This window comes from Candidatus Nitrospira salsa (assembly GCF_965152625.1).
The window spans coordinates 562,106-582,485 of record NZ_CBCUCO010000003.1; the positions used below are offsets into that span (position 1 = coordinate 562,106).

A 20,380-nucleotide genomic window follows, 5' to 3' on the forward strand; every position below is an offset into this window, starting at 1 on the left:
TCCAACCGAGACCTATCCATTCCAACGTAATCCTTGCTGGGCAGGAAAGTGATCCAATAACGCAAAATTTTGTCGACGGGCTCGAATGGATTCACCTCGTTGTTCGATATGGGCTTCGCTAATGGGACCCAGCCAATCCTCGGAAGTATTCAGGTAGGGAACTTGATAAGGATCAATTCCCATTAATCGAGCACAGGTGGCATCGACAGCGGGAAAACTCCTCCCCATGACAATCACTCCCACAGATTTCGGATCGCCCATGATTGGGCCATCTCCTTCCATCCCGACAATTCCATCCACAATCGCAAAATGCGGTTTGAGCGTGGCATAAATATCCAAGATGGATTCATGAATGCCTTGATGGTGCAACACATTTTTCGGCCACCCGTAATAAAGACCCGGCAGCACACCAAAGAGATTTTTCATGGACAATGTCACGCCTGCCCAATGATGCGTTTTCAGCTTTGGCATTGAGACGATCCAATCGATATCGCGAAAAACGGCAGGAAACGTCAATGTGGAGAGAGCCGTCCATTGACCTTGGTTTCTCACGGCATAGCCCATCTGTTCATTTAAATTCATAAACGGAATTCGGCCTTCGTGCAAGATCGATCCTAGACCTGACTCTTCTAAGATGTGCAAGGCATCTCGCCGGTGCCCTGGGCCCTCACCCACGACGACTTGATGAGCCCCAAGACTAAGAAAAGCCTCAACCGCAGCACGAATGACTAACGGATGCGTGTTAATATGCGCGCTTGCCGTATGGGTTTCAACAAGGTTCGGTTTGAGTAAAATCTTTTTCCCCTGAATTTCTGAAGCTGAGACCCCGAGTTCTTGAAACCCTCGCTCCATCACACTGCGAAGATTACCTTCATACGAATCCTCCTGGCCAACAAACACCTGGGCTTGTGAACCCAACTCTCGCCTCACCGGAGTCACGCACGACGACGAGGCGACAAGCGCACTCCCAGCCAAGAGAAATTTAAGAAAATTACGCCGCGTCCATCTTGAAGGAGTGAGTGAATGATGAAACATACGTAGAAGCGTCAATTTATCCAGAATGATTTAAGAAGGTGTGGCACCCTCGACTTCTTGAACGATAAGACTTTCCAATCCTTCAGTTGCCAGACTAGCAGCTAACAACAGACATAACGAGGGTGTATCGTACCCCCCGTATTGAGCTTCCCGTTCAAGCGTTTCAACAATCCATTCCTGGGCTTGATCTGGCGAAACCGACCACGCCTTGAGACCGAGAACTGACCAGCCTAGCGAAAGAGGCGTCCGAAGTGTGGAAATTCGACCCTGAAGATATTGAAGACTGGGTTCGATTGCTTCACGCGGAACACGACCAGCTAGAGCATTTAAAGCCATTCCGGTTGTTTCCGGAAAAGGATGAAGCGATTTCCCAAGTACCGATGTGTTCCCGTAATTCCATCCGCCGGTCGAAATTTGTCGATCAAGCAACAAGTTTGCCCCTGCTGTCACTCTGGAATGATCACCATATCCCGCTACCGTTAAGGCCATCATCGATAAAGCGGTTGGAGTGACCCAGGAATGAGTCCGATCAGTCCAAGACCAACCTAGAATCCCCGTATCATGTCCAATGAAATCATTATCCGGCTTTTCCCAGTGAACACCTGTAGCCTGAAGCATAAACAGCACCGCGCGTTGCCATGCGCTATGATGAATTTTCGAATTCTGCCAGGCTAAGACAGCTAAAGGTGTGGGCCAGAGGACATCAGGATGATCAATAGAAATGACCACTCGTCCATCAGGCATTTGATAATTCAATAATCGATCTCCAGCCAATCTTACGATTTCAGACTCAATGCCCTGTTTCTTGAGGACCATCATAGCCCAGGCGGTCGCATCGGGACGAAATTTTCCATGGAGATGATCCGCAAAACCATGGTCTGGCAAGACACGCTCTAAAATTTCTTCGAGAAAGGAGTGGATACTAAAATTCATGACATTCATAGCCCATTGAACACAGGAGGTTAATCAAACGAACAGCCGAATCCTAAAATGTTAGACCAGACACATATGATTCACGCAAGACCAGTCACCTATCACAGAATAAATTCTGTACACCATAAGGCGATTGACTTAAGATCTTTCGAGTACAACAAATTATCCATTAGACTTATGACTCAAATTATGACCACACTCATCAATAGCTTCACGCTGATCATTGTCGCAACGTTGAGCCTTCCTCTAGAATCTTCAAATAACAACCTTCTCCAAATATCGAACGACCATCAGTCTACATTGAAAGGAAATCCTCAGCATACGTTACAAAACCTCATCCTGTCTCCACAGACTGCCGACCAGCTCAAAGCCCTCTCGCAAAAATTCAGGCAAGACTTGGCCTCACAGAGTATCATGAGTAAGCCGCATCATCACAAATTACGTCCAACCTCAGTTATTTTTGCAGGATCTGATCAAAAGGGAAAATTAGCCGCCGCCGAAGCCTTGGCTGTCGATTTGACACGGCCACTCTTGAAACTCAATGTAAAAAATGTGATTCAGAAGTATATTGGAGAAACTGAAAAACATTTATCCTCGGTCATACGAAAGGCGAAAGTGCAAAAATCCATTGTGTTCCTTGACGAAGCCGATGCCCTTTTCGGAAAAAGACCTGGCCTCTTCGATACTCATGATCGCTATGCCAACCAGGAAATCAATCATCTTTTACAAGCTATCAATCAATACCCTGGTCTGATTATCATGAGCACACAAGATTTCCCTCAATCCCGTACAATGCAAATCACGACCATTCAATCCATCATCCAATTTCCTTGCATACCATCTCGAAAGTGCGTCCCCCAGTAACAAAAAGATTACATAAGCCTTTGACATGCCTTTCTCTTATTTCATTCTAGAGTGCCTATAGCCGTTTCAGTTATACTGAAACGATAAAATGCCGACTTGCACCATTTTGATATCCAATACGTGATATCCAACGTCAATCATTGTCAGTAAATCCAAGCGGGTATAACCTTCCGATGTTTGATGCGTAGCATAACGCTGTCTAGGCGACCTTCTATCTACACTTCAGGGACAGCACGGCTTTCAAGCATCGTTGCCTATCGGAGGCACCGAGTTACGGAACAACCGTCGCCTAGGCGACCTTCAATCTACACCTCAGGGACAGCACGGCTTTCAAGCATCGTTGCCTATCGGAGGCACCGAGTTACGGAACAACCGTCGCCTAGGCGACCTTCAATCTACACTTCAGGGACAGCACGGCTTTCAAGCATCGTTGCCTATCGGGGGCACCGAGTTACGGAACAACCGTCGCCTATGGCTTCGTTTCCCCATACAACTGGAAATTAATTGGATTCGCTATAATACCCGTGACTGGTTTGTGAACTCCAATTAATATAGACCTAAAAAAAAAGGACTCATTTGGATGAAACCAAATGAGCCCTTTGTACCGGTAGAGCCAGCAAGTATGAGGGGGTATTAAAAGCCAGCCCTACAGCGTATATGTTTGCTTTAAAACTATTTCACTATCCGGCTAATTCCTCATAAACCAAAATTCTTTAATTTTGAGACTTTTTAGATCCTTTATTCACGACATTTTTCATAGCCTTTTTGGCTTTCTCTTTTTCCGCCCCGCTCTCTCCAGTTGCCTTGCCCGCCGAGCTGGCAGAGTGAGCTTTAATTCCTGATCCATTTTGTTGTCCCTGCAACTTTTTGAACGCATCCTGTGCAGAACCTGCAAAACCCGAGACAGGAACAAACATCAAAACGCCACCAATAGTAGCAATGATAAGTGCTGATGTCAGACGTACAACCATGCCCCCCCTCCTGTTAAAACCTATACATGAAATGCTTCTCTTCACTTGGCCTGTTATGAGTCGGTAAAAGAGTAAGAATGCCACCAATGGCGACAACCATGAATACGGAAAATGCTGATATGACACGAGCAATCATGAAAATTCCTCCTCCAATAAAACAAAAGGTCTCACCCTCCTTAACTCACAGCTAATTCAGGCAAGAACAAAAAAATCTAACCATACTCGCTATAAAAGACAGCAAGACGTGTTCCCTAGGATTCGGTCAGACCAAATGTTCGTTCAAGCCTAAACAATTCAAACACTTGGAATTCCATGAAACAAGGTGATACAGATGATCAGACGAGAAATGCTGTATGCTTTAGCCTTCACTTCTTGACATGAAAGCCTTCACCCTAACAGGCTTGCGAACCATAAAATAGGGAATAGGGCGCGATGGCCTACCAGGCTTTGGCCGACCCAAATAACCTCACATGTTTGAAGTAAGTAATCGCGCGAGGTTAGTTGATGTACCTCAACTGGACCTGGACACATGTAATTGATACATCAGGTCGATGGCTGAGTCACGCCGCTGAATGCCATGCAAGATTGCACCTTCTTGCATGGTATCGTGTCCAGGCATTCCAACTGTTGGATTCGCTATAAAAAGTGAAAATGACAATCATGACCAAAAAAGAACGGAAGAGAAAAGAGATAGAGGAAGGGTTCTAGGGGTTTAAAAATTTTTGCATTTGGCGCTGCTGACCAAGAAGTTTACTTTGGCGATATCGAATCAGACATTGGATGGCTTTGATGCCATCTTTCCAGGTAATCTTTTTCCCATCGGCTCGACTGCGAGGACAATAAGAAATAGGCACTTCGCAAATCCGGCACTTTTCGTACGCCACTTTACTGGTCAGTTCAAGTTCAAGTTCAAAACCTGGTTCATTCAGAGCCATAGGGTAAACCACCGATCGTTTGAAGACCTTGTACCCTGTCCACACATCTGTCAGAGACAGTCCAGTAAAAAAATTGGAAAGTGCCGTCATCAACTTATTTCCTATGTAGCCCGCCATGGTCCAGGCAGGAGTTTTAGAAGCGAGAAATCGCGAACCATAGACCACATCAGCCGTATCCTGACAAAGAGGTATTAAGAGATTGGCATAGTCATGCGGGTCATACTCTAAATCCGCATCCTGCACCAAAATCATATCTCCACTGGCCTCTTGAAACCCTCGGACCAATGCAGCACCCTTCCCGTGATTATGATCGTGGAAGAACACCCTGACGTTTCGATAGGTTACATGACTTTCAGATTGAGCTGAATTTCCAAAATGTCCCTCGGCATCTTGGGTACGCAGAAATTCTTGCAGCCATTCCGTCGTTCCATCAGTAGAGCCGTCATCCACGATAACAATATCTTTCTCCAGTTCACCCAGTTCGACCTGTAACACTCGACGCAGAAGTTCCTCGATCGTCTGACGCTCGTTAAAAACCGGGATGACGATAGAAAGGGTCTGAGGTTGATCCATAAAGACACGTCAATCTTTGCGGCGTCTACTCATCACAATTCGAGTAGATACCGTGAGTTGAGACCTATGACGTCCCACCTCAACGGCATAGGGAGCACACCACCAACACGTCCAACTTATTGATGTCCTAGCAAGGTATAGTAAAACTTAGCATGTCTCCCCACTAACTACTAGATGGTCAATGAGTCGATTGTCTTTTCCACACTGAAGTGTAATAAAGGTAACCGGCATGCGCCATTTCCTAGGACTGGATGAAAATGATCGTGACTATCACGTAAGACATATGACGTCACTTCGCCTAAACGTGCGCCACCTGTCCTAGTACGCCTACCACCATCTCCATCAAACGATTCTCCTGTTTTTTCTCCCTATAGCCGATTCAGTTATACCGAAACGATAAAGCGCCAACTTGTACAATGTTGACATCCAATACGTGGCAGAAAACGTCAATCATTGGCAGTTATAGCCGATTCAATGATTTTTCGTACTCTTGACACATGGGATTCGCGTTGAAAGTCCTCATGGTTGACCTGGAGCGTATTTGTATTCGCTATAATCCAAGCGGGTATAACCTTCCAATGTTTGAAGCAGGTACCCACGCTGGCTTAGCGACCTCAAGTCGACACCTCATGAGCAAAATCGTGTTGAATGTCAGTTACCTATTGAGGTCACACAGGACAACACAACAATCGTCGCAAAGGTCCCCACTGGAACTTATTTGGATTCGCTATGGCTATAGTATGATAAAGTGCGTTTCTCGAATCTGATCAACGACGCTTTTTTTCATTCTCAAGAATCGTCGCCTTTTCACGCCGACTTTCTGCCAGATCAGACAAAATCACATGCCACTCATCCCACTCCTCAGTCAAACCATCGTATTCATCTGGCTGTTATCTAGTGCTTCCACGTCTCATGCATCTGATCAATCTGAGATCACGCAACTCGATCCAATTATTGTCAGCGCCTCTGCGCTTCCAACTCCATTAACTCAGACTCCTGCCAGCGTCACCGTTATCACTCGAACAGACATTGATAATCAACAAGCCCATCGATTCAGTGAAATTCTTCAGCAAGTGACCGGTCTCCATGTTGATGAGATGGGCGGACGAGGCGGGATCAATTCCGTCTATATTCGAGGAGGTGATCCGAACTTTACGTTAATTATGATTGACGGTGTCCCCATCAATGACCCCACCAATCAACGAGGCGGCTCGGTTGACCTCTCGACACTGACACCTGAGCGAATCGAGAGGGTTGAAATCATTCGCGGTCCATTATCAGCACGGTATGGGTCCGAGGCCGTTTCAGGAGTCATCAATGTCATTACGCAAGCAGGCGGAAAGGAATCGCACCAGCTCATCCGAGGTGCGGCCGGACGCTTCGGTTTTACTCGAGAACTGCTCCAAGCTAATGGCCCCGTTGGTCCTCTCACGTATGCCGTCTCGCTGTCACACACTCGAAATGAGGAACAGGTCGAAAATGATCGATTTGAATTGGGAACAGCAGGGTGGCATATCAATTGGGATGACGATCTTCCTATCAAGCTACGTCTTACCGGGCAATTCACCCATACCTCAACACGGAGCTTTCCAGAAGGAAGTGGTGGACCACGGCTGTCTTTCATTCGAGAAACCGATAAACGTAAAACTTCTGAACTCGTATCTGGACTCCACCTTAGCCACAATCCGACAAATGCTTGGGAACAAAACCTTTCGTTCAGCCTCTTTCGACGGACACAAGACAGCGATAGCCCAGGAGTCGCATCATCGCCTCTGATTTTTCGAATTCCTCCAAATAATTTTGACACCACCTACACTCGTATACAACCAACATGGCAGCATACGTTAGCCCTCTCTCCAACTTGGTCCCTTGCTGGCGGCGTTCAACTCACCACAGAAATTGGCAAACGAAAGGGTATCCAGGAACTCACAGCTCTCGGAGCACCAACCGATCAGAAAACAGATTTTCATAACACACGATCAACTCCTGCTTTCTTTGCTGAAATGTCTGCAACACTCCTTTCTAACATACAGGCCACTATGGGTCTTCGGGTCGATATCCCTGAAGGATTTGAAGCAGAGGTCAGCCCGAGGGTCGCGCTAAGTTATCAGATCACACCTTCAACGCGTGTCCGCACCGGCTATGGAGAAGGCTTTAAACTTCCAAGCATGGCAAGCCTCGGCGACCCGACGATTGGGAATGCCCAGCTTCAGCCGGAAAGTAGCCAAGGATGGGACGTCAGCATTTACCACAGCATGGGTCACGAAGCTCCGCAGATTGAACTCACCTATTTTCGCAATCGGTTTTCAAAACTCATTGATCTGGACCCAGCATTAGCCAGGATGAATATCTTTCGCCTTGTAAATCTTCAAACAGTCAAAACCCAGGGCCTTGAATTGTCAACGCAGTTCACTCCGCTGACTGGACTTTCAGTCAAAGGGTTTGTGACATATCTTGATACAGAGATCCAGGGCACGCCGGATCCACTTCGGAATCGTCCTGAGTGGAGTGGTGGTGTTATCCTGACAGCTCATCCTTCATCAACATGGACCGTGCGTACACAGGTCCGAGTCATCGGCAGACGCTTTGACCTTCAAATTCCTACAGAAGAAGACAGGGTAGGCGGGTATGTCAAAGCCGACCTTGCGATCACCTACCGTCCAACACCCGCTTGGCGTCTCTTCGGAATATTTGAAAACTTCACCAATGCCGCGTATGAAGAATACCTTGGATTTCCCGGCCCCAGGCTTTCTTTCAGACTGGGTCTGGAATACGCTCTCTAGTAGACATCCGCTATAGCCGTTCCAATTAGTTTCCGTACGTATGAAGCGGTGTTTTGCGCTGAAGTTGGTTTATTTGAATCGGCTGGAAGTTATTTGGTTTCGCTATAGTATCTCACAAGAACTGACCAAAGCTCACAACTGCCTCACAGATGTGCCTGTCAAAACAATATGTTCTCGTATTCCCTTAAGCCTGAACGTTTTTCACCGAAACTATATGCAGGCACACCCTCACCGTCATTTGAACGCTAGAGGATACAGTATTGATTGACAACCGCACCCAAATGCCTACGACGCATGCTGAAGATTCACACTGGCACCCCGGTGAAGATGGATCACTGTTTGACCGCTTACGTCGGTCACTGAGTCTACCAGCCCTTCCGCCAATTGCTTCCCAGATATTAAAAATGTGTCGAAATGAAGAAGCCGACATTGAGAAACTGGCAGATTTAATGAGTCAGGACCCTGCAGTGGTGGCTCGACTTCTGCAAATTGCCAATTCCAGCTATTATGGTGGGACTCGCCATACCGTTACCAACATTGCTCAAGCCATTACGTTACTCGGGATGAATGCCGTCAGTTCTCTGGCACTATCGTTCTGCTTCTACAGATTGTGTCAGGATATGAACCATCCCGAACATGTCGGGATGGACCATGCAAAATTTTGGCGACGGTCCATTATCGCAAGCATTGCCGGTCGAACGTTAGGGCATTGGTGCAAACTCCCTGACCCTGAGTTGGTATTTATTGGTGCACTCCTACAAGACATTGGGCTCCTGGCATTAAATGAGGTAGCGCCAGAAGTCACACGGACATTAACCATGGATGCGAAGGACAACCACACACAACTCCAACGATTCGAAAAGCAGTACTTCGGATGTGATCATGCCAAGATGGGGAGTTGGATTGCGGAATCATGGCAACTTCCAGAGGAATTTCAAAATGCCATCAGCGCCAGTCATCAACCAGATGTCAGCCATGAGTGCACCGAAGAGCAAAAAGCCATCATGAGCTGTGTCGCGCTTTCAGGACTCCTTGCGGACCTCTGGTGTCGTCATACTGAGACAGAAGAGGCCGTGTATGAGGCCGTCTTAGCAGCAAAAGAATGGCTAGAATTCAGCGCTGACGATGTTCTGGCTATCATCAATCAAATTCCAGAAGGCCTTTCAGAAATCGCCAGTTTTTTTCAAGTGCACATCGGCAGTACAGCAGAAGTTGAACGGCCACTTCACGTAGCCACGACCATACTCTCTCCTCACCTGATACACGAGACTCAACCCGAAATCGCGTAACGCAGACCCCATTCATTCCAACATTTAGATCGCTAAGGTCTTGGACGCCACACAGACACGATCACGCCCAGTTTCCTTGGCCTGATATAACGCACGGTCTGCTCGCTCAATCCATGAAGCCACGGACTCCCCCGGGTTGAGTTCCGCCAAGCCAATGGAAACGGTTATCGGAATCTCTAGCCCTTCATGATTAAAGGGCTTACTTCTGATCGTTTCTAAAAACCGTTCCGCAATTCTTGAGCTGACATCCAATCCATCGCTCTGGAGCAACACCGCCATTTCTTCACCTCCATAGCGAGCGATGAAATCTAATTTTCTCGGAAACGTTGATACCAAACGATCGGCAAATTGTTGCAGCACAGCATCCCCAGCTCGATGGCCATAGGTGTCATTCACATGTTTGAAATGATCGACGTCAATCATTAAGACACTGGCCGCTGAACCGGCAAGCAGACTGAGCCCGACGATACGCTCTAACTGAGTATCCAGCGCGGCCCGATTGTAGAGCTTCGTGAGCGGATCCAATGTCATTTGGACACGAGCCTGTCCCAGTTCTGCTTGCATGGTTTGAAGTTTTGAGCCCAAGATCTCGACGTGAGCTTGCTGACGCTGTTTTCGTTCAACCATGACCTGGCTGATCCCGTCCACCGCAAGAAGCAGAGCCTTTTTCATTTCTTCGGCAGAGCTCGTTTCTGAAGCCGTTTGCAATCCGCCAAGATGCAGCACCATTTGCCGATCGGTTTCCTGGTCATCGAGCACCGTCTGACCAATGGTTTGGGTAAAGGTTAACAAGACTTCTCGAAGATCTCCCAAACTTTCCAAAACGTACTTTTTTTCATGTTGTCGATGAGCGTTGACAAATTGATTGAGCCCCCCCCAATCCCGTCGACCGTCAGTCAATGGCTCCTCATTTTCCACAATCGAGGTTCCCACAAGCACGTGCATTGCCCACCGTTCAAAGTCTTTTTCAATATCGTTAACAGCCATGTGATCAAGATCAAATGAATGCCGGCCTAATAAACGCAAAACTTTGGCTAATGTCTCAGTAACCTGAGCTGTTTGATCGTGCTCATGGACTGATGGAGATGTACTGGTCGGAAGATGTTCTGGTGTTGTTGGACTCGGCTTCTTCTCGTTTCCAGACCATAGCTTAAACATCCATCTCTCCCCTTACGAAAACATTATTGCTTCAATCGCACCATTGTCACCTTGCCAAAGACTCATAGCCAAACCCCGTCAGGTCAACGAATTGAGAATCATGGCTCCATAGCGAATCCAGTGAAATTCCAGTTGCGGTATTCAGACCGCCGTCGCGAAGGCATACGCCTCAAACATCGAAAGTTATGTGAAACGGCTATAGATCTCTATCGGCTAAACCTCCAGTTTCTGAATGCTGATTCTGTTAGAATGCTGTTCATTGTTGTCATTGAAAATGAACTCAAAATAAGACGGTCTTCCCATATCTATGGCCCCTCGTATTCAGACTACTCCCTCTCGACTTTCACAGACTTTAGGCAATCGGCAACGATTCATCACGAGTGCGAACAACAACCACATCAAACGTTGGCTCTCGTTATTGGACCGTAAAGGGATTAAGAAACATGGGCAATGTTTGGTCTCGGGTAAAAAGATTGTTCTAGAAACGTTGACTCATCATCCAACTCTTTGCCAGGAACTTCTCTACTCTGAAAAAACCCCAGATCTGCCGAAACTCCCAAGACACGTGATGTCGTTCGAACTAGCAGATGCACTCTTTCAAAAGATTGATACAGTCGGAACCGTATTTCCCCTCTTAATCTGCCAAACCCCAAAGGTCTCATCGGCTGACCTTTCCGTTCCCCCGGAAGGATTGGAAGTTCTTTGCCCGCTAGGCAACCCCATGAACCTGGGAATGGTCATCCGCAGCTGCTCGGCTTTTGGCGTACAGAAACTCATATTGCTACAGGAAGCGGCCAATCCGTTTCATCCAAAGACGATCCGTGCCTCAAGTGGAGCGGTCTTCAATTTGTCGATAGATGAAGGACCGGAAATTCAAAATCTGACTGATCATGAACTCCGTAGGTGGGTTGTGTCGCTAGACCTTAAGGGAATAAACCTTTCGACGTGGCAATGGCCTCAACACGTCAGGCTGCTTGTCGGAGAAGAGGGTCTGGGATTACCAGACATCACGTTTCATCACACCCTCATGATCCCCCATACCAATGCAGTCGACTCATTGAATGCCGCAATGGCCACAAGTATTGCCTTGTTCGCCTATCGACAGCAATTTCCACTTTCAGAATACTATAGCGAATCCAATTAATTCCCAGTTGAATTATTAAGACTGTCGCAGCGTAAGTCTACGCCTCAAGTATTAGAAGTTATTTGAAACGGCTATAGATCGCACAAGGAGAAACTTCATGGTTCCCAACGGGCGATATCGTCATTACAAAGGGAAGGACTACCAGGTAATCGGCTGTGCTCGACATAGTGAGACCGAGGAAGAACTGGTGGTCTACCGAGCACTCTATGGAGATCAGGGCCTGTGGGTTAGACCAAAGCAGCACTTTGAAGAGGAAGTGGAGAAAGATGGAAGGCGAATGCCACGCTTTCGACGACTTGAAGAAGAACAAGAATCTTCGCTGTAAACAACCCGCAAGACCGCATCTGTCACATTGCTCCGCTCAACTCACGAACTGATCAGCTAAGACTTTTTTCGTCTGTTCTTCTCGAAATGCCGTTAAACGGTCACGAACACCGTGATCAGATAATGCTAAAATGGCTGCGGCCAACAACCCGGCATTGGCTGCCCCGGCAGTGCCAATCGCCAATGTCCCGACCGGTATCCCTTTGGGCATTTGTACAATGGACAGTAAAGAATCCATGCCCTGCAACGCTTTCGATTGCATCGGCACCCCCAAAACCGGCAGCATCGTTTTCGCCGCAATAACACCGGCCAAATGCGCGGCTCCACCGGCTCCAGCAATAATCACTTGAATTCCGCGTTTTTCTGCATCCCCGACATACTCCAAGAGTGCATCCGTCGCTCGATGCGCGGACAGAATTCTCACTTCATGAACAATCTGTAATTTTTTGAGCATGTCGCTCGCATGGTTCATCGTTTCAAGGTCACTTCGGCTACCCATTAAAATCGCGACACGAGGCGGTGAACTTTGGCTCTGCTGAGTCATAATGGTCTTCTCACTGTTAGGTTAATCAAGGATAAAACACGAAGCGATACCATACCTTTTCTGCACATAAGAGGTCTACCAAAATTTCGAGATATTTATCATTCGGACGACACTGACAACACCATTCGAATAATGGTACATATGTCAGCACGAGAATCACCCTTAGGTACACTCACACAAAGAGAAGACACTGCCCCAAGACACTCACGTAAAGGAGCGCATCCGATGCACAAAACAGAATTCCGAGTAGGATTTGTCGGAATTGGGCGAATGGGGGCCAATATGGCCAGACGGCTTCATGATCATGGCTATTCACTAACGATCGTCTTTGATAAAAACCCCGCCACCATGACCTCGTTATCGGAAGAATTAGGGTGTGGAACCGCCACGTCGCCTGCAGAAGTTGCTCAATGCTCCAATACCGTCATCACTGTTGTCAGCGATGATCAAGCCATGCGGGATATATTCAAACCAGACTCACCAGACAGCCTTCTCGCTCATGCCGAAAATTGCTTGTTTATCAACTGCGCGACCAATACCCCAGCTGTCCACATTGAGGTTGAATCGTTAGTCGAACAACACAGAGGACAGAGCCTTGAAGCTTGTATGGCTAGTAGCATCACCCAAGCTCGCGAGGGCACACTGTACTTGATGTGTGGAGGGAAGCCAGAAGCGTTCCAACGCGCCGAGCCCTTGCTTCAATCGATGAGTGCGGCACTTCGACATATCGGGCATGCTGGGGAAGCCGCCAAAGTCAAAGCGCTCGTGAACATGGTGATGAATATTAATACGGCAGGATTGGCTGAAGGCCTTGGATTAGGCGAGGCCCTTGGGTTCAATCTCGCTATGTTACAAGAAGTATTTGCCCAAACAGGCGCCGCATCTCGAGTGCTGGAAACTGATGGCGACGATATGGCCAACAGAGACCACGAATGTTATTTTTCAGCCGCCCATGCGGCAAAAGACTCTGGCATCGCCGTTGACTTAGGTAAACAGGAAGGTCTCTCACTCCCACTCGCAACGGCCACACTCGAACAGTACCGTCGATTAGTCAAACAGGGAAAAGGCGACCTCGATAAATCTGCAATAGCGGAGTTAACATTTCGAGGACGAGGGTAAGTGCCAACCACGATACGGATTAGGCCGACATAAGGCTTGAGACCCGCTTGATCTTCCGGTTAAAAACCTTTGCTTTTCAACTCTCTCCTATCCATACCATCAAGATCGTCCAAACAATCACTCCACAACGCGCAAGCTCAGACTCCTCAATGGTCTTTTGACCCGTCGCATCACTATAGCGAATCCAAATACGTTGTTCAGTGAGGTGCCTAGGCCACAATAGGTTAACGGACCAATGGCTCTTGTCCAAGTATGCCTTCCTGGCAATACATGTGCAACATGGATATGGATTATAAGTGCCCTAGTGAATATGATCGTTCGCAAGACCAAGCGTCACTGTTGGGCAATCTATCGTGGAGAATTTATCCTTTTGATGCCACCAGTCAGAGATATCCAAGTAACCCAGCGTCATGACCCACATCAAACATTGGAAGATAATAGAATCGGTTATAGAACCTTGAAGCGAGGACAACACTGCACCATATGCGGGAAGATATAATAATCGTCATTGATAGTTGAGAGATATCCGTAAGCCTGTGAGGTTCGATGCAGAATAGCGAAAAGATTTGATTCGGTGGGTTGCTCATTACCTTCCTATCAGCCAAGATAGATAGACACTGGAAAGAGAATACAACCTTTGACAGACAAAAAGCCCTTGTTCGAGCCGGTCTACTTTATATGGGAAAATCACTTGAGAATGCCGCATGTTCGCAATATGAGGACGAGATGCATTGCGATAGTAAAAATTTCAAGCGCAACCATCAAACCCCGAGACCGTTACTCGAGATCCATTTGAGCAAGACCACCAACTTGATCTATGTCAAGATGTCATGCCGATACAACTTCATGTAAATTCTGATAGAGAAGATCTTCACCTTGATTACCTAGATGTATAGCCTGATGAAACAAAAACTCGCAAAACCTCAACGGCTCCCACAAACGTTCAAAGAGTCGGAGATTAGGTATCACAACAAAAACGCTCCTGATCTTTTCGTCTTAGTCGATTCACAAACCGAAAAGATTTCACACTGCAATAACACCTTCGTGTTCATTCTTGGCTATAGTAACGATGAACTCATCGGTCGATCTTTTTTTGACATATATCACAGGAATTCATTAGTAGGGGCGCGTGATGCCTTTCACAGATTTTTGACAATTGGTGAGGTCGATGGAGTTGCGCTCCAGTTACAGAAAAAAAATGGCAGCATACTTGACGTAGAGCTGCAGATGTCCTCGCTTCGTGATACAGAGGGACATATACTTTATGGTCTAGCAATCTGGCGAAACGTCACAAAGCCTCAGGTGACTGACGTGGGGTGGCTCAAGGCTGAACAGTTGATCCATTCCACGTTGAATGCCTTATCAGCTCATGTGTGTGTCATTGACGCAAAAGGCATGATTTTGTCGATGAATGCCAGTTGGGAAAATGTCGAACCAAGCAATGCCCTCCTCTTCAAAAACTGGAACCTCGGCGATAACTTTTTAGAGATTTGCGAACAAACCAGAGGCGAATGTGTGGAAGAAGCCCTGAAGATTGCGAAAGGCATTCGAGCGGTTCTCGCCGGAAGTCAAAACGCCGTTTCCTCTATTTATTCCCATCACTCACCTCTTTTACAGCAAGGGTTTCTCGTCAAGATTATTCCAATTGAAGGACAAGGACCAGCTCGCGTTGTCGTCACCCATGAACGCATGACTGAGATGAAGGTCGCCCAGGAAGCCCACAGGGCAAGCGAAGAAAAATACCGCACATTAATTGAACATTCTCCCTATTGTATTCACCAACTCAATCGCGAGGGTCAGATCATTTCAATGAACCGCGCAGGCCTTCGAATGATTCACCTTCAAGAGGAAGGGGAGATCATCGGAACACCATATCTCGATCTTATTGCAAACAAGGATAGGTCAAGAATCATGGAACTGTTTGACCTGGCCTTAAAGAAGATCTCATCAGAATATGAATTTGAGGGACCAGACAAACGGTTCTTTCACTCTTCCTTTGTCCCAATCGAAGATGCATACGGCCAGGTTCATGCCATATTGGGGCTGACTCAAGAAGTCACGGAACACAAGCAAACCGAGGTCATGTTTCACAGCCTTGCACAGGGAACAGCTTCGTCTACAGGAAAAGCCTTCTTTGATGAATTCATCAAACATCTGGCATTAGCGACGGGAGTCCGATTTGCGCTTGTCGCTGAATTGGCTGATGAACAAGGCTCACGGTTAAAACCCCTTGCCTGCTGGCACCAGGAACTGAATCACCAGATTCATGAATATGATGTCGCAGGAACCCCGTGCGAAGGTGCACTGGTAAACAGCCCAGTGTATTACCCAAGTCGAGTTCAAGAGCTATTCCCTAACGATAAAGAGTTAGTAGAGATTGGAGCAGAGTCCTATCTCGGATTAGCCCTGTCAGGGAAATCCGGAGACTACATTGGTCATATTTGCGTCGCACACGACGGACCATTAGAAAACTTCCTGTACGTCAAAACAGTGCTGACCATATTTGCCGACCGAGCGGCCGTGGAACTGGAACGCATGAGAGCCGAAAACGATGCCAAACAGGCGTTAGAACAAGCACAACAACTCGCAAGACAATTAGTGTCGACTCAGGAAGAAGAACGAAAGCGTATCGCACGGGAATTACATGATGAATTTGGACAAATTTTGACAGGATTAAAATTTGCTATTTCCCAACTGGCGAGCCAGCTTGCTCAACACAACCCTTCACAATCGAATGTCACGTACCACAGACAACTCCATTCGATGGCCAAATCCGTCGATACGGCTATTGACACCATGCGTCGAATTGCCACTGACTTACGACCCAGCATGTTGGACGATCTCGGTCTACTCGCAGCTCTTGAATGGCAGGCCCAGAACTTTCAAGCACGGACGTCCCTTCCCTGTACACTCATCGTCAGTGAAGAAATGAACACTATAGACTTTGCCCCTCGTTGTGCACTCGTCCTATTTCGTATTACCCAGGAACTTCTCACGAATGTACTCAAGCATGCACTGGCCTCCAAGGTCACCATCACTCTCACCCACGACGTTGAATATCTGACTCTTGAAGTCAAGGACAATGGAAGAGGGATTACTCAACATGAAATGGGGAAAACTACATCTCTTGGCCTAAATGGAATTCGAGAGCGTCTTTCAGAGATTGACGGAACAATTATGATTCGGGGAGAAGAAGGCCATGGCACAAGGGTCACAATCCAGGTCCCTACTCCCTTTATGTCAACGGAGGATTTGAAAGATGGCTAATGATTAAGGTTCTCATCATTGACGACCATGCCATCGTCCGACGCGGGTTGAGAAATTTGATCATCGAAACATTCGCGGGAGCGCAAATAGTCGAATGTGGAACGGGACAAGAAACATTGCAAGCCACACAACAAGAAACATGGGATATCGCGACATTGGATATTAACCTCCCAGATATGAATGGAATTGCCGTACTTAAAGAAATGAAACAACATCAACCAGACCTATCCATTGTTGTGTTAAGCCTCTACCCCGAACAACAGTATGCGCTCCGTGCATTGAAGGCTGGGGCATCGGCATACCTAACGAAGGAAACGGCACCGGAAGAGTTGATTTCTGCCATGAAAAAAGTTCTCGCAGGAGGAAGGTACGTCAGCACATCTCTTGCCCAAGAACTGGCGGCCTATGTGTCCGGCGAGACTTCAGATTCGTTACTTCACACGCTTTCAAATCGAGAGCTTGAGGTGTTACGTTTGATTGGCCTAGGGAAAACAGTCGTCGAAATTGCCGCTCAGCTTTCCCTCAGTGTGAAAACGATTAGTACCTACAGAGCCAGAATGTTGGAAAAATTGCATCTCAAAACCACCCCTTCACTTATTCGATTTGCCCTTGAACAACACTTACTAGACTAAGAGGTGATAGCTTAGCAATTTCATTCATCAGAGAGATTCACCGTATTCATGTCTCATTATTTGTCATCTTTTATTATCGTCTTCCAAAATCATTAGCCTCTGTTCAACCTTCTCGCATCTGTCAGGCAAATGCCTACAGCCTAAGTGGCGTAAACCTACAAACGAATGGCCATTGCCTGACAGATTGTTCACGCAGATCCACCTATCCTATAAGTAGTGCCGTTCGACACCATCCCAGAATCTGTTCATTGGTAATCATTCTCTACCTGAAAGACCGAAACGACTTTAATTTCAAAGATCCAGTATATCTCGAAATTTTAATACGGGAAAAAATGATCAACCACTCTCAAGTAAACAAATAAACTTTCGAGGGCATCATCTGTGCATATAGTTGATTACAATTTCGTCTCAGGGTTTTCCTAGTCACCTCATTCCCCTCCCTGAGACCGAGCCACAGGAAATTTTCATGTTTCGAACCGTACCACAGACAAGAAAGTGTTCCTTTAACTATGCAAAAGTTGACGCCAGTACAAGACAAAGCATCACAAAGCAACAGCCTCATTCACCTCATTCTGATTGACCGGAATGAGATCATGCGATACGGAATACGCACCATCCTTGAGAAAACATCAGAATTTCACATTATCTGCGAAGCCGCCTCCCCGGAGTCATTACCGGCAAGCCAACCTGGAGAAATCGCCGACATTATTGTCTGGGCAATCGGACCGGACGAAACAAATCTCTTGAACATTCAGCAAAATCTCGCACAACGTTTCACGAATGCGAAGTTGATGTTGCTCGCGTCTGGTATAGAAGAGCAGACTCTCTTAAGCATATCTCAGACAACGGGGGCCAGCTGCCTGATGAAAGATGTCAAAGCGACCGAACTCACTCAAAGTCTTCGCATGCTGAATACGGGGGCACAAGTCTTTTTTTCAAGTTGCTCGACCTTTCCTCTTGAAAAAGTCAACCAGGTTTCTGACTCAGACCTAACAACGGACTTTGGTTCGTTAACCAAAAAGGAACAAAAACTCGTGGAAATGATTGCCCTTGGCCATACAAACAAAGAAATCGCCATGACCATGAATGTCAGTGAAAAAACTATTAAGAATTACGTCTCCAAAATTTTCAGCAAACTCCATGTGACACGACGCAGCCAAGTTGCCGCCTTATTTGGTGCTGGAAAAATATGAGAACAGTCACGAATAATTGCCCTTTCGCCTCTAACAACAAAGAAAAAAACAAATCATACTGTAAGGTTAATGGACAGTATTATTGTTTTCTTAACTGCACGAATTCAGAGCCGACTTACTACAACAGGCTCTAGCAGCGCCTTACCGCACAACGTCCAGCGCCTCTTCCCTTTCAGCATTCATACGTATTCACCAACAAAATTGCTAGCTCTACGCGAGAGCAGACAGGATGTGCGTCAACGCATTCATATCTTGCTGACATTGATACATGAAATATCGATATGGGAACAAAACCATTATTCGGCTACAGCCGTAGAATCACTGCCAAAAATAATCTTGGATGAGGAAAGTACAGAGAGAGACATTGATAATGCGAGAAGACCTCAGAGTAAATCAGACGACCAAGAAAGTGCGGAATTGCACATCCAGCTCAGTTCGAAACCGAACAATCAATCATTCTATTTATGAGTACAAAAGTCTGTAAACATTTGAAAACCAGACAGTTTAATTTTCTTGAAACCGTAGATATCACTCTCGTCGTAATGCAAAATCTTCGACATATTCATCGCAGAAAATCTACACGCATTCCTAAGATTCATAGACCTTTATCGTTTGAACCAGGCAACGATCGATCTCATACATTTATTGTAACTCAGACGTTATTTAGTTTTTCCCTCTATCTTCACTGGTTCATCGTTTATTGGCATTTCTCTTTTCTTTATCTTCCCTTCTGCATCTATTCATTCCCTTCATTCTTATCCGCACTTATCTCGACACCATCGTCGAACAGATCAATGATTCGAACGGGTGCATGATGTTCAGTAAAAATCTCTGAACACATAGACAACCGAATCGGATCAATTACAAACACGAGAAGAGGATTCTTCATGCGATTATCTCCTATTGCTTGCTTTGTACTACTTTGCGTTGTTTTTGCTCCCGAGTTTTTTTTCTTTTCAGTCGGTTTAGCCGCCACCTATACCGTCACCACGAATAGCGATTCAGGAGCCGGATCTCTGCGGCAAGCCATTAGCGACGCAAATTCTTCCGGCGGATCTGATTCGATTGTCTTTTCAGGGCCGATTGGAACCATCACGCTATCCAGCGCCCTTCCGCTCATCGATGAATCCGTGACCATCAACGCCAGTGGAGCGACAGGAGGCGAAGTCACGGTAGATGGAAACAATGCCCATCGCGTGTTTTTTGTTCGCACAGGAACAGTCCAGATTTCTAATTTCAATATAGAAAATGGCCGAGCCGCCGGTGGAGATGGCGGGATTGGTGCCGGCGGCGGACTTGGTGCCGGCGGCGGGCTCTTTGTAAATGATGGTGCCAACGTCACGCTCGAAAATGTTGACTTTGATCAAAACGCCGCGGTCGGAGGAGACGGTGGGGGCATAGTAGGCCTACTGCTCGGTGGTGGCGGTGGCCTTGGTGGGGATGGTGGAGCTCCGTTAAACCTTGTTGGACATGGTGGTGGCGGTGGCCTTGGTGGGGATGGTGGAAGTGCCCTCGTTGGTGGGGCTGGAGGCGGTGGAGGAGAAACCGGTGACGGCGGAAACGGATTTGTGGGTTTTGGGGGAACAGGAGGCGCTCCCAATGGCGGAAATGGTGGA

The 20,380-nt window shown here is 46.9% G+C and carries 17 protein-coding genes and 1 pseudogene; 11 read left to right on the top strand and 7 right to left on the bottom strand.

What is annotated here, in order from left to right:
* Positions 1-12: 12 nt before the first annotated feature.
* Both ACWQXP_RS13895 and ACWQXP_RS13900 read right to left on the bottom strand, forming a co-directional pair.
* The gene (locus ACWQXP_RS13895; RefSeq protein ID WP_454063472.1) at positions 13-1,035 is read right to left on the bottom strand and encodes a DUF362 domain-containing protein; all 1,023 of its coding nucleotides are present in this window, start codon (positions 1,033-1,035) and stop codon (positions 13-15) included.
* A 30-nt stretch (positions 1,036-1,065) separates the two neighbouring features.
* On the bottom strand, positions 1,066-1,968 hold the full coding sequence (locus ACWQXP_RS13900) for a prenyltransferase/squalene oxidase repeat-containing protein (protein ID WP_454063473.1): 903 nt from the start codon (positions 1,966-1,968) through the stop codon (positions 1,066-1,068).
* A gap of 189 nt (positions 1,969-2,157) precedes the next feature.
* Between ACWQXP_RS13900 and ACWQXP_RS13905 the strand changes: the two genes are divergently transcribed.
* Both ACWQXP_RS13905 and ACWQXP_RS13910 read left to right on the top strand, forming a co-directional pair.
* Positions 2,158-2,832 (top strand): AAA family ATPase, encoded by a 675-nt coding sequence (locus ACWQXP_RS13905; RefSeq protein ID WP_454063474.1) that lies wholly within the window; start codon positions 2,158-2,160, stop codon positions 2,830-2,832.
* 250 nt (positions 2,833-3,082) lie between these two features.
* Positions 3,083-3,382: a hypothetical protein gene (locus tag ACWQXP_RS13910; protein WP_454063475.1), complete on the top strand. Its 300-nt coding sequence runs from the start codon at positions 3,083-3,085 to the stop codon at positions 3,380-3,382.
* A gap of 163 nt (positions 3,383-3,545) precedes the next feature.
* On the opposite strand, the gene ACWQXP_RS13915 is transcribed toward ACWQXP_RS13910, so the two are convergent.
* Together ACWQXP_RS13915 and ACWQXP_RS13920 are read right to left on the bottom strand one after the other, a co-directional pair.
* Positions 3,546-3,803, bottom strand: a complete 258-nt coding sequence (locus ACWQXP_RS13915; protein ID WP_454063476.1) for a hypothetical protein — start codon at positions 3,801-3,803, stop codon at positions 3,546-3,548.
* A 704-nt stretch (positions 3,804-4,507) separates the two neighbouring features.
* Complete coding sequence (locus ACWQXP_RS13920) at positions 4,508-5,311, bottom strand: glycosyltransferase family 2 protein (RefSeq protein ID WP_454063477.1); 804 nt, start codon at positions 5,309-5,311, stop codon at positions 4,508-4,510.
* An 842-nt stretch (positions 5,312-6,153) separates the two neighbouring features.
* On the opposite strand from ACWQXP_RS13920, the gene ACWQXP_RS13925 reads away from it, so the two are divergent.
* A complete protein-coding gene (locus tag ACWQXP_RS13925; RefSeq protein ID WP_454063478.1) occupies positions 6,154-8,094 on the top strand; it encodes a TonB-dependent receptor plug domain-containing protein in 1,941 nt (646 codons plus the stop codon).
* A 260-nt stretch (positions 8,095-8,354) separates the two neighbouring features.
* Positions 8,355-9,383: an HDOD domain-containing protein gene (locus ACWQXP_RS13930; RefSeq protein WP_454063479.1), complete on the top strand. Its 1,029-nt coding sequence runs from the start codon at positions 8,355-8,357 to the stop codon at positions 9,381-9,383.
* Positions 9,384-9,407: 24 nt separating this feature from the next.
* Here the strand turns inward: ACWQXP_RS13930 and ACWQXP_RS13935 are convergent, their stop codons facing one another.
* Complete coding sequence (locus tag ACWQXP_RS13935) at positions 9,408-10,541, bottom strand: diguanylate cyclase (protein ID WP_454063480.1); 1,134 nt, start codon at positions 10,539-10,541, stop codon at positions 9,408-9,410.
* Between the two features lie 307 nt (positions 10,542-10,848).
* Between ACWQXP_RS13935 and ACWQXP_RS13940 the strand changes: the two genes are divergently transcribed.
* Both ACWQXP_RS13940 and ACWQXP_RS13945 read left to right on the top strand, forming a co-directional pair.
* On the top strand, positions 10,849-11,685 hold the full coding sequence (locus ACWQXP_RS13940) for a TrmH family RNA methyltransferase (protein WP_454063481.1): 837 nt from the start codon (positions 10,849-10,851) through the stop codon (positions 11,683-11,685).
* A 97-nt stretch (positions 11,686-11,782) separates the two neighbouring features.
* Entirely contained in the window at positions 11,783-12,010 is a 228-nt protein-coding gene (locus ACWQXP_RS13945; protein WP_454063482.1) for a DUF1653 domain-containing protein, read from the top strand.
* Between the two features lie 36 nt (positions 12,011-12,046).
* Here ACWQXP_RS13945 and purE read toward each other — a convergent pair whose 3' ends face one another.
* Positions 12,047-12,553: a 5-(carboxyamino)imidazole ribonucleotide mutase gene (purE, locus tag ACWQXP_RS13950; protein WP_454063483.1), complete on the bottom strand. Its 507-nt coding sequence runs from the start codon at positions 12,551-12,553 to the stop codon at positions 12,047-12,049.
* 225 nt (positions 12,554-12,778) lie between these two features.
* Here purE and ACWQXP_RS13955 point away from each other — a divergent pair, with 225 nt between their 5' ends.
* From ACWQXP_RS13955 to ACWQXP_RS13970, 4 genes are all read left to right on the top strand, one after another.
* Positions 12,779-13,672 (top strand): NAD(P)-dependent oxidoreductase, encoded by an 894-nt coding sequence (locus ACWQXP_RS13955; RefSeq protein WP_454063484.1) that lies wholly within the window; start codon positions 12,779-12,781, stop codon positions 13,670-13,672.
* A 900-nt stretch (positions 13,673-14,572) separates the two neighbouring features.
* Positions 14,573-16,939 carry a PAS domain S-box protein gene (locus ACWQXP_RS13960; protein ID WP_454063485.1) on the top strand — a complete coding sequence of 789 codons (2,367 nt, stop codon included), beginning with the start codon at positions 14,573-14,575 and terminating at the stop codon, positions 16,937-16,939.
* Positions 16,939-17,571, top strand: coding sequence for a response regulator (locus ACWQXP_RS13965; protein WP_454063486.1), 633 nt, complete (start codon positions 16,939-16,941; stop codon positions 17,569-17,571). The genes ACWQXP_RS13960 and ACWQXP_RS13965 overlap by 1 nt, the downstream gene beginning before the upstream one ends.
* Before the next feature lie 593 nt (positions 17,572-18,164).
* Positions 18,165-18,764 carry a response regulator transcription factor gene (locus ACWQXP_RS13970; protein ID WP_454063487.1) on the top strand — a complete coding sequence of 200 codons (600 nt, stop codon included), beginning with the start codon at positions 18,165-18,167 and terminating at the stop codon, positions 18,762-18,764.
* A gap of 736 nt (positions 18,765-19,500) precedes the next feature.
* On the opposite strand, the gene ACWQXP_RS13975 is transcribed toward ACWQXP_RS13970, so the two are convergent.
* Positions 19,501-19,653 carry a hypothetical protein gene (locus tag ACWQXP_RS13975; protein ID WP_454063488.1) on the bottom strand — a complete coding sequence of 51 codons (153 nt, stop codon included), beginning with the start codon at positions 19,651-19,653 and terminating at the stop codon, positions 19,501-19,503.
* Between ACWQXP_RS13975 and ACWQXP_RS13980 the strand changes: the two are divergent.
* Positions 19,652-20,380: pseudogene (locus tag ACWQXP_RS13980) on the top strand (hypothetical protein); the annotation flags it as partial. The gene ACWQXP_RS13975 and the pseudogene ACWQXP_RS13980 overlap by 2 nt on opposite strands.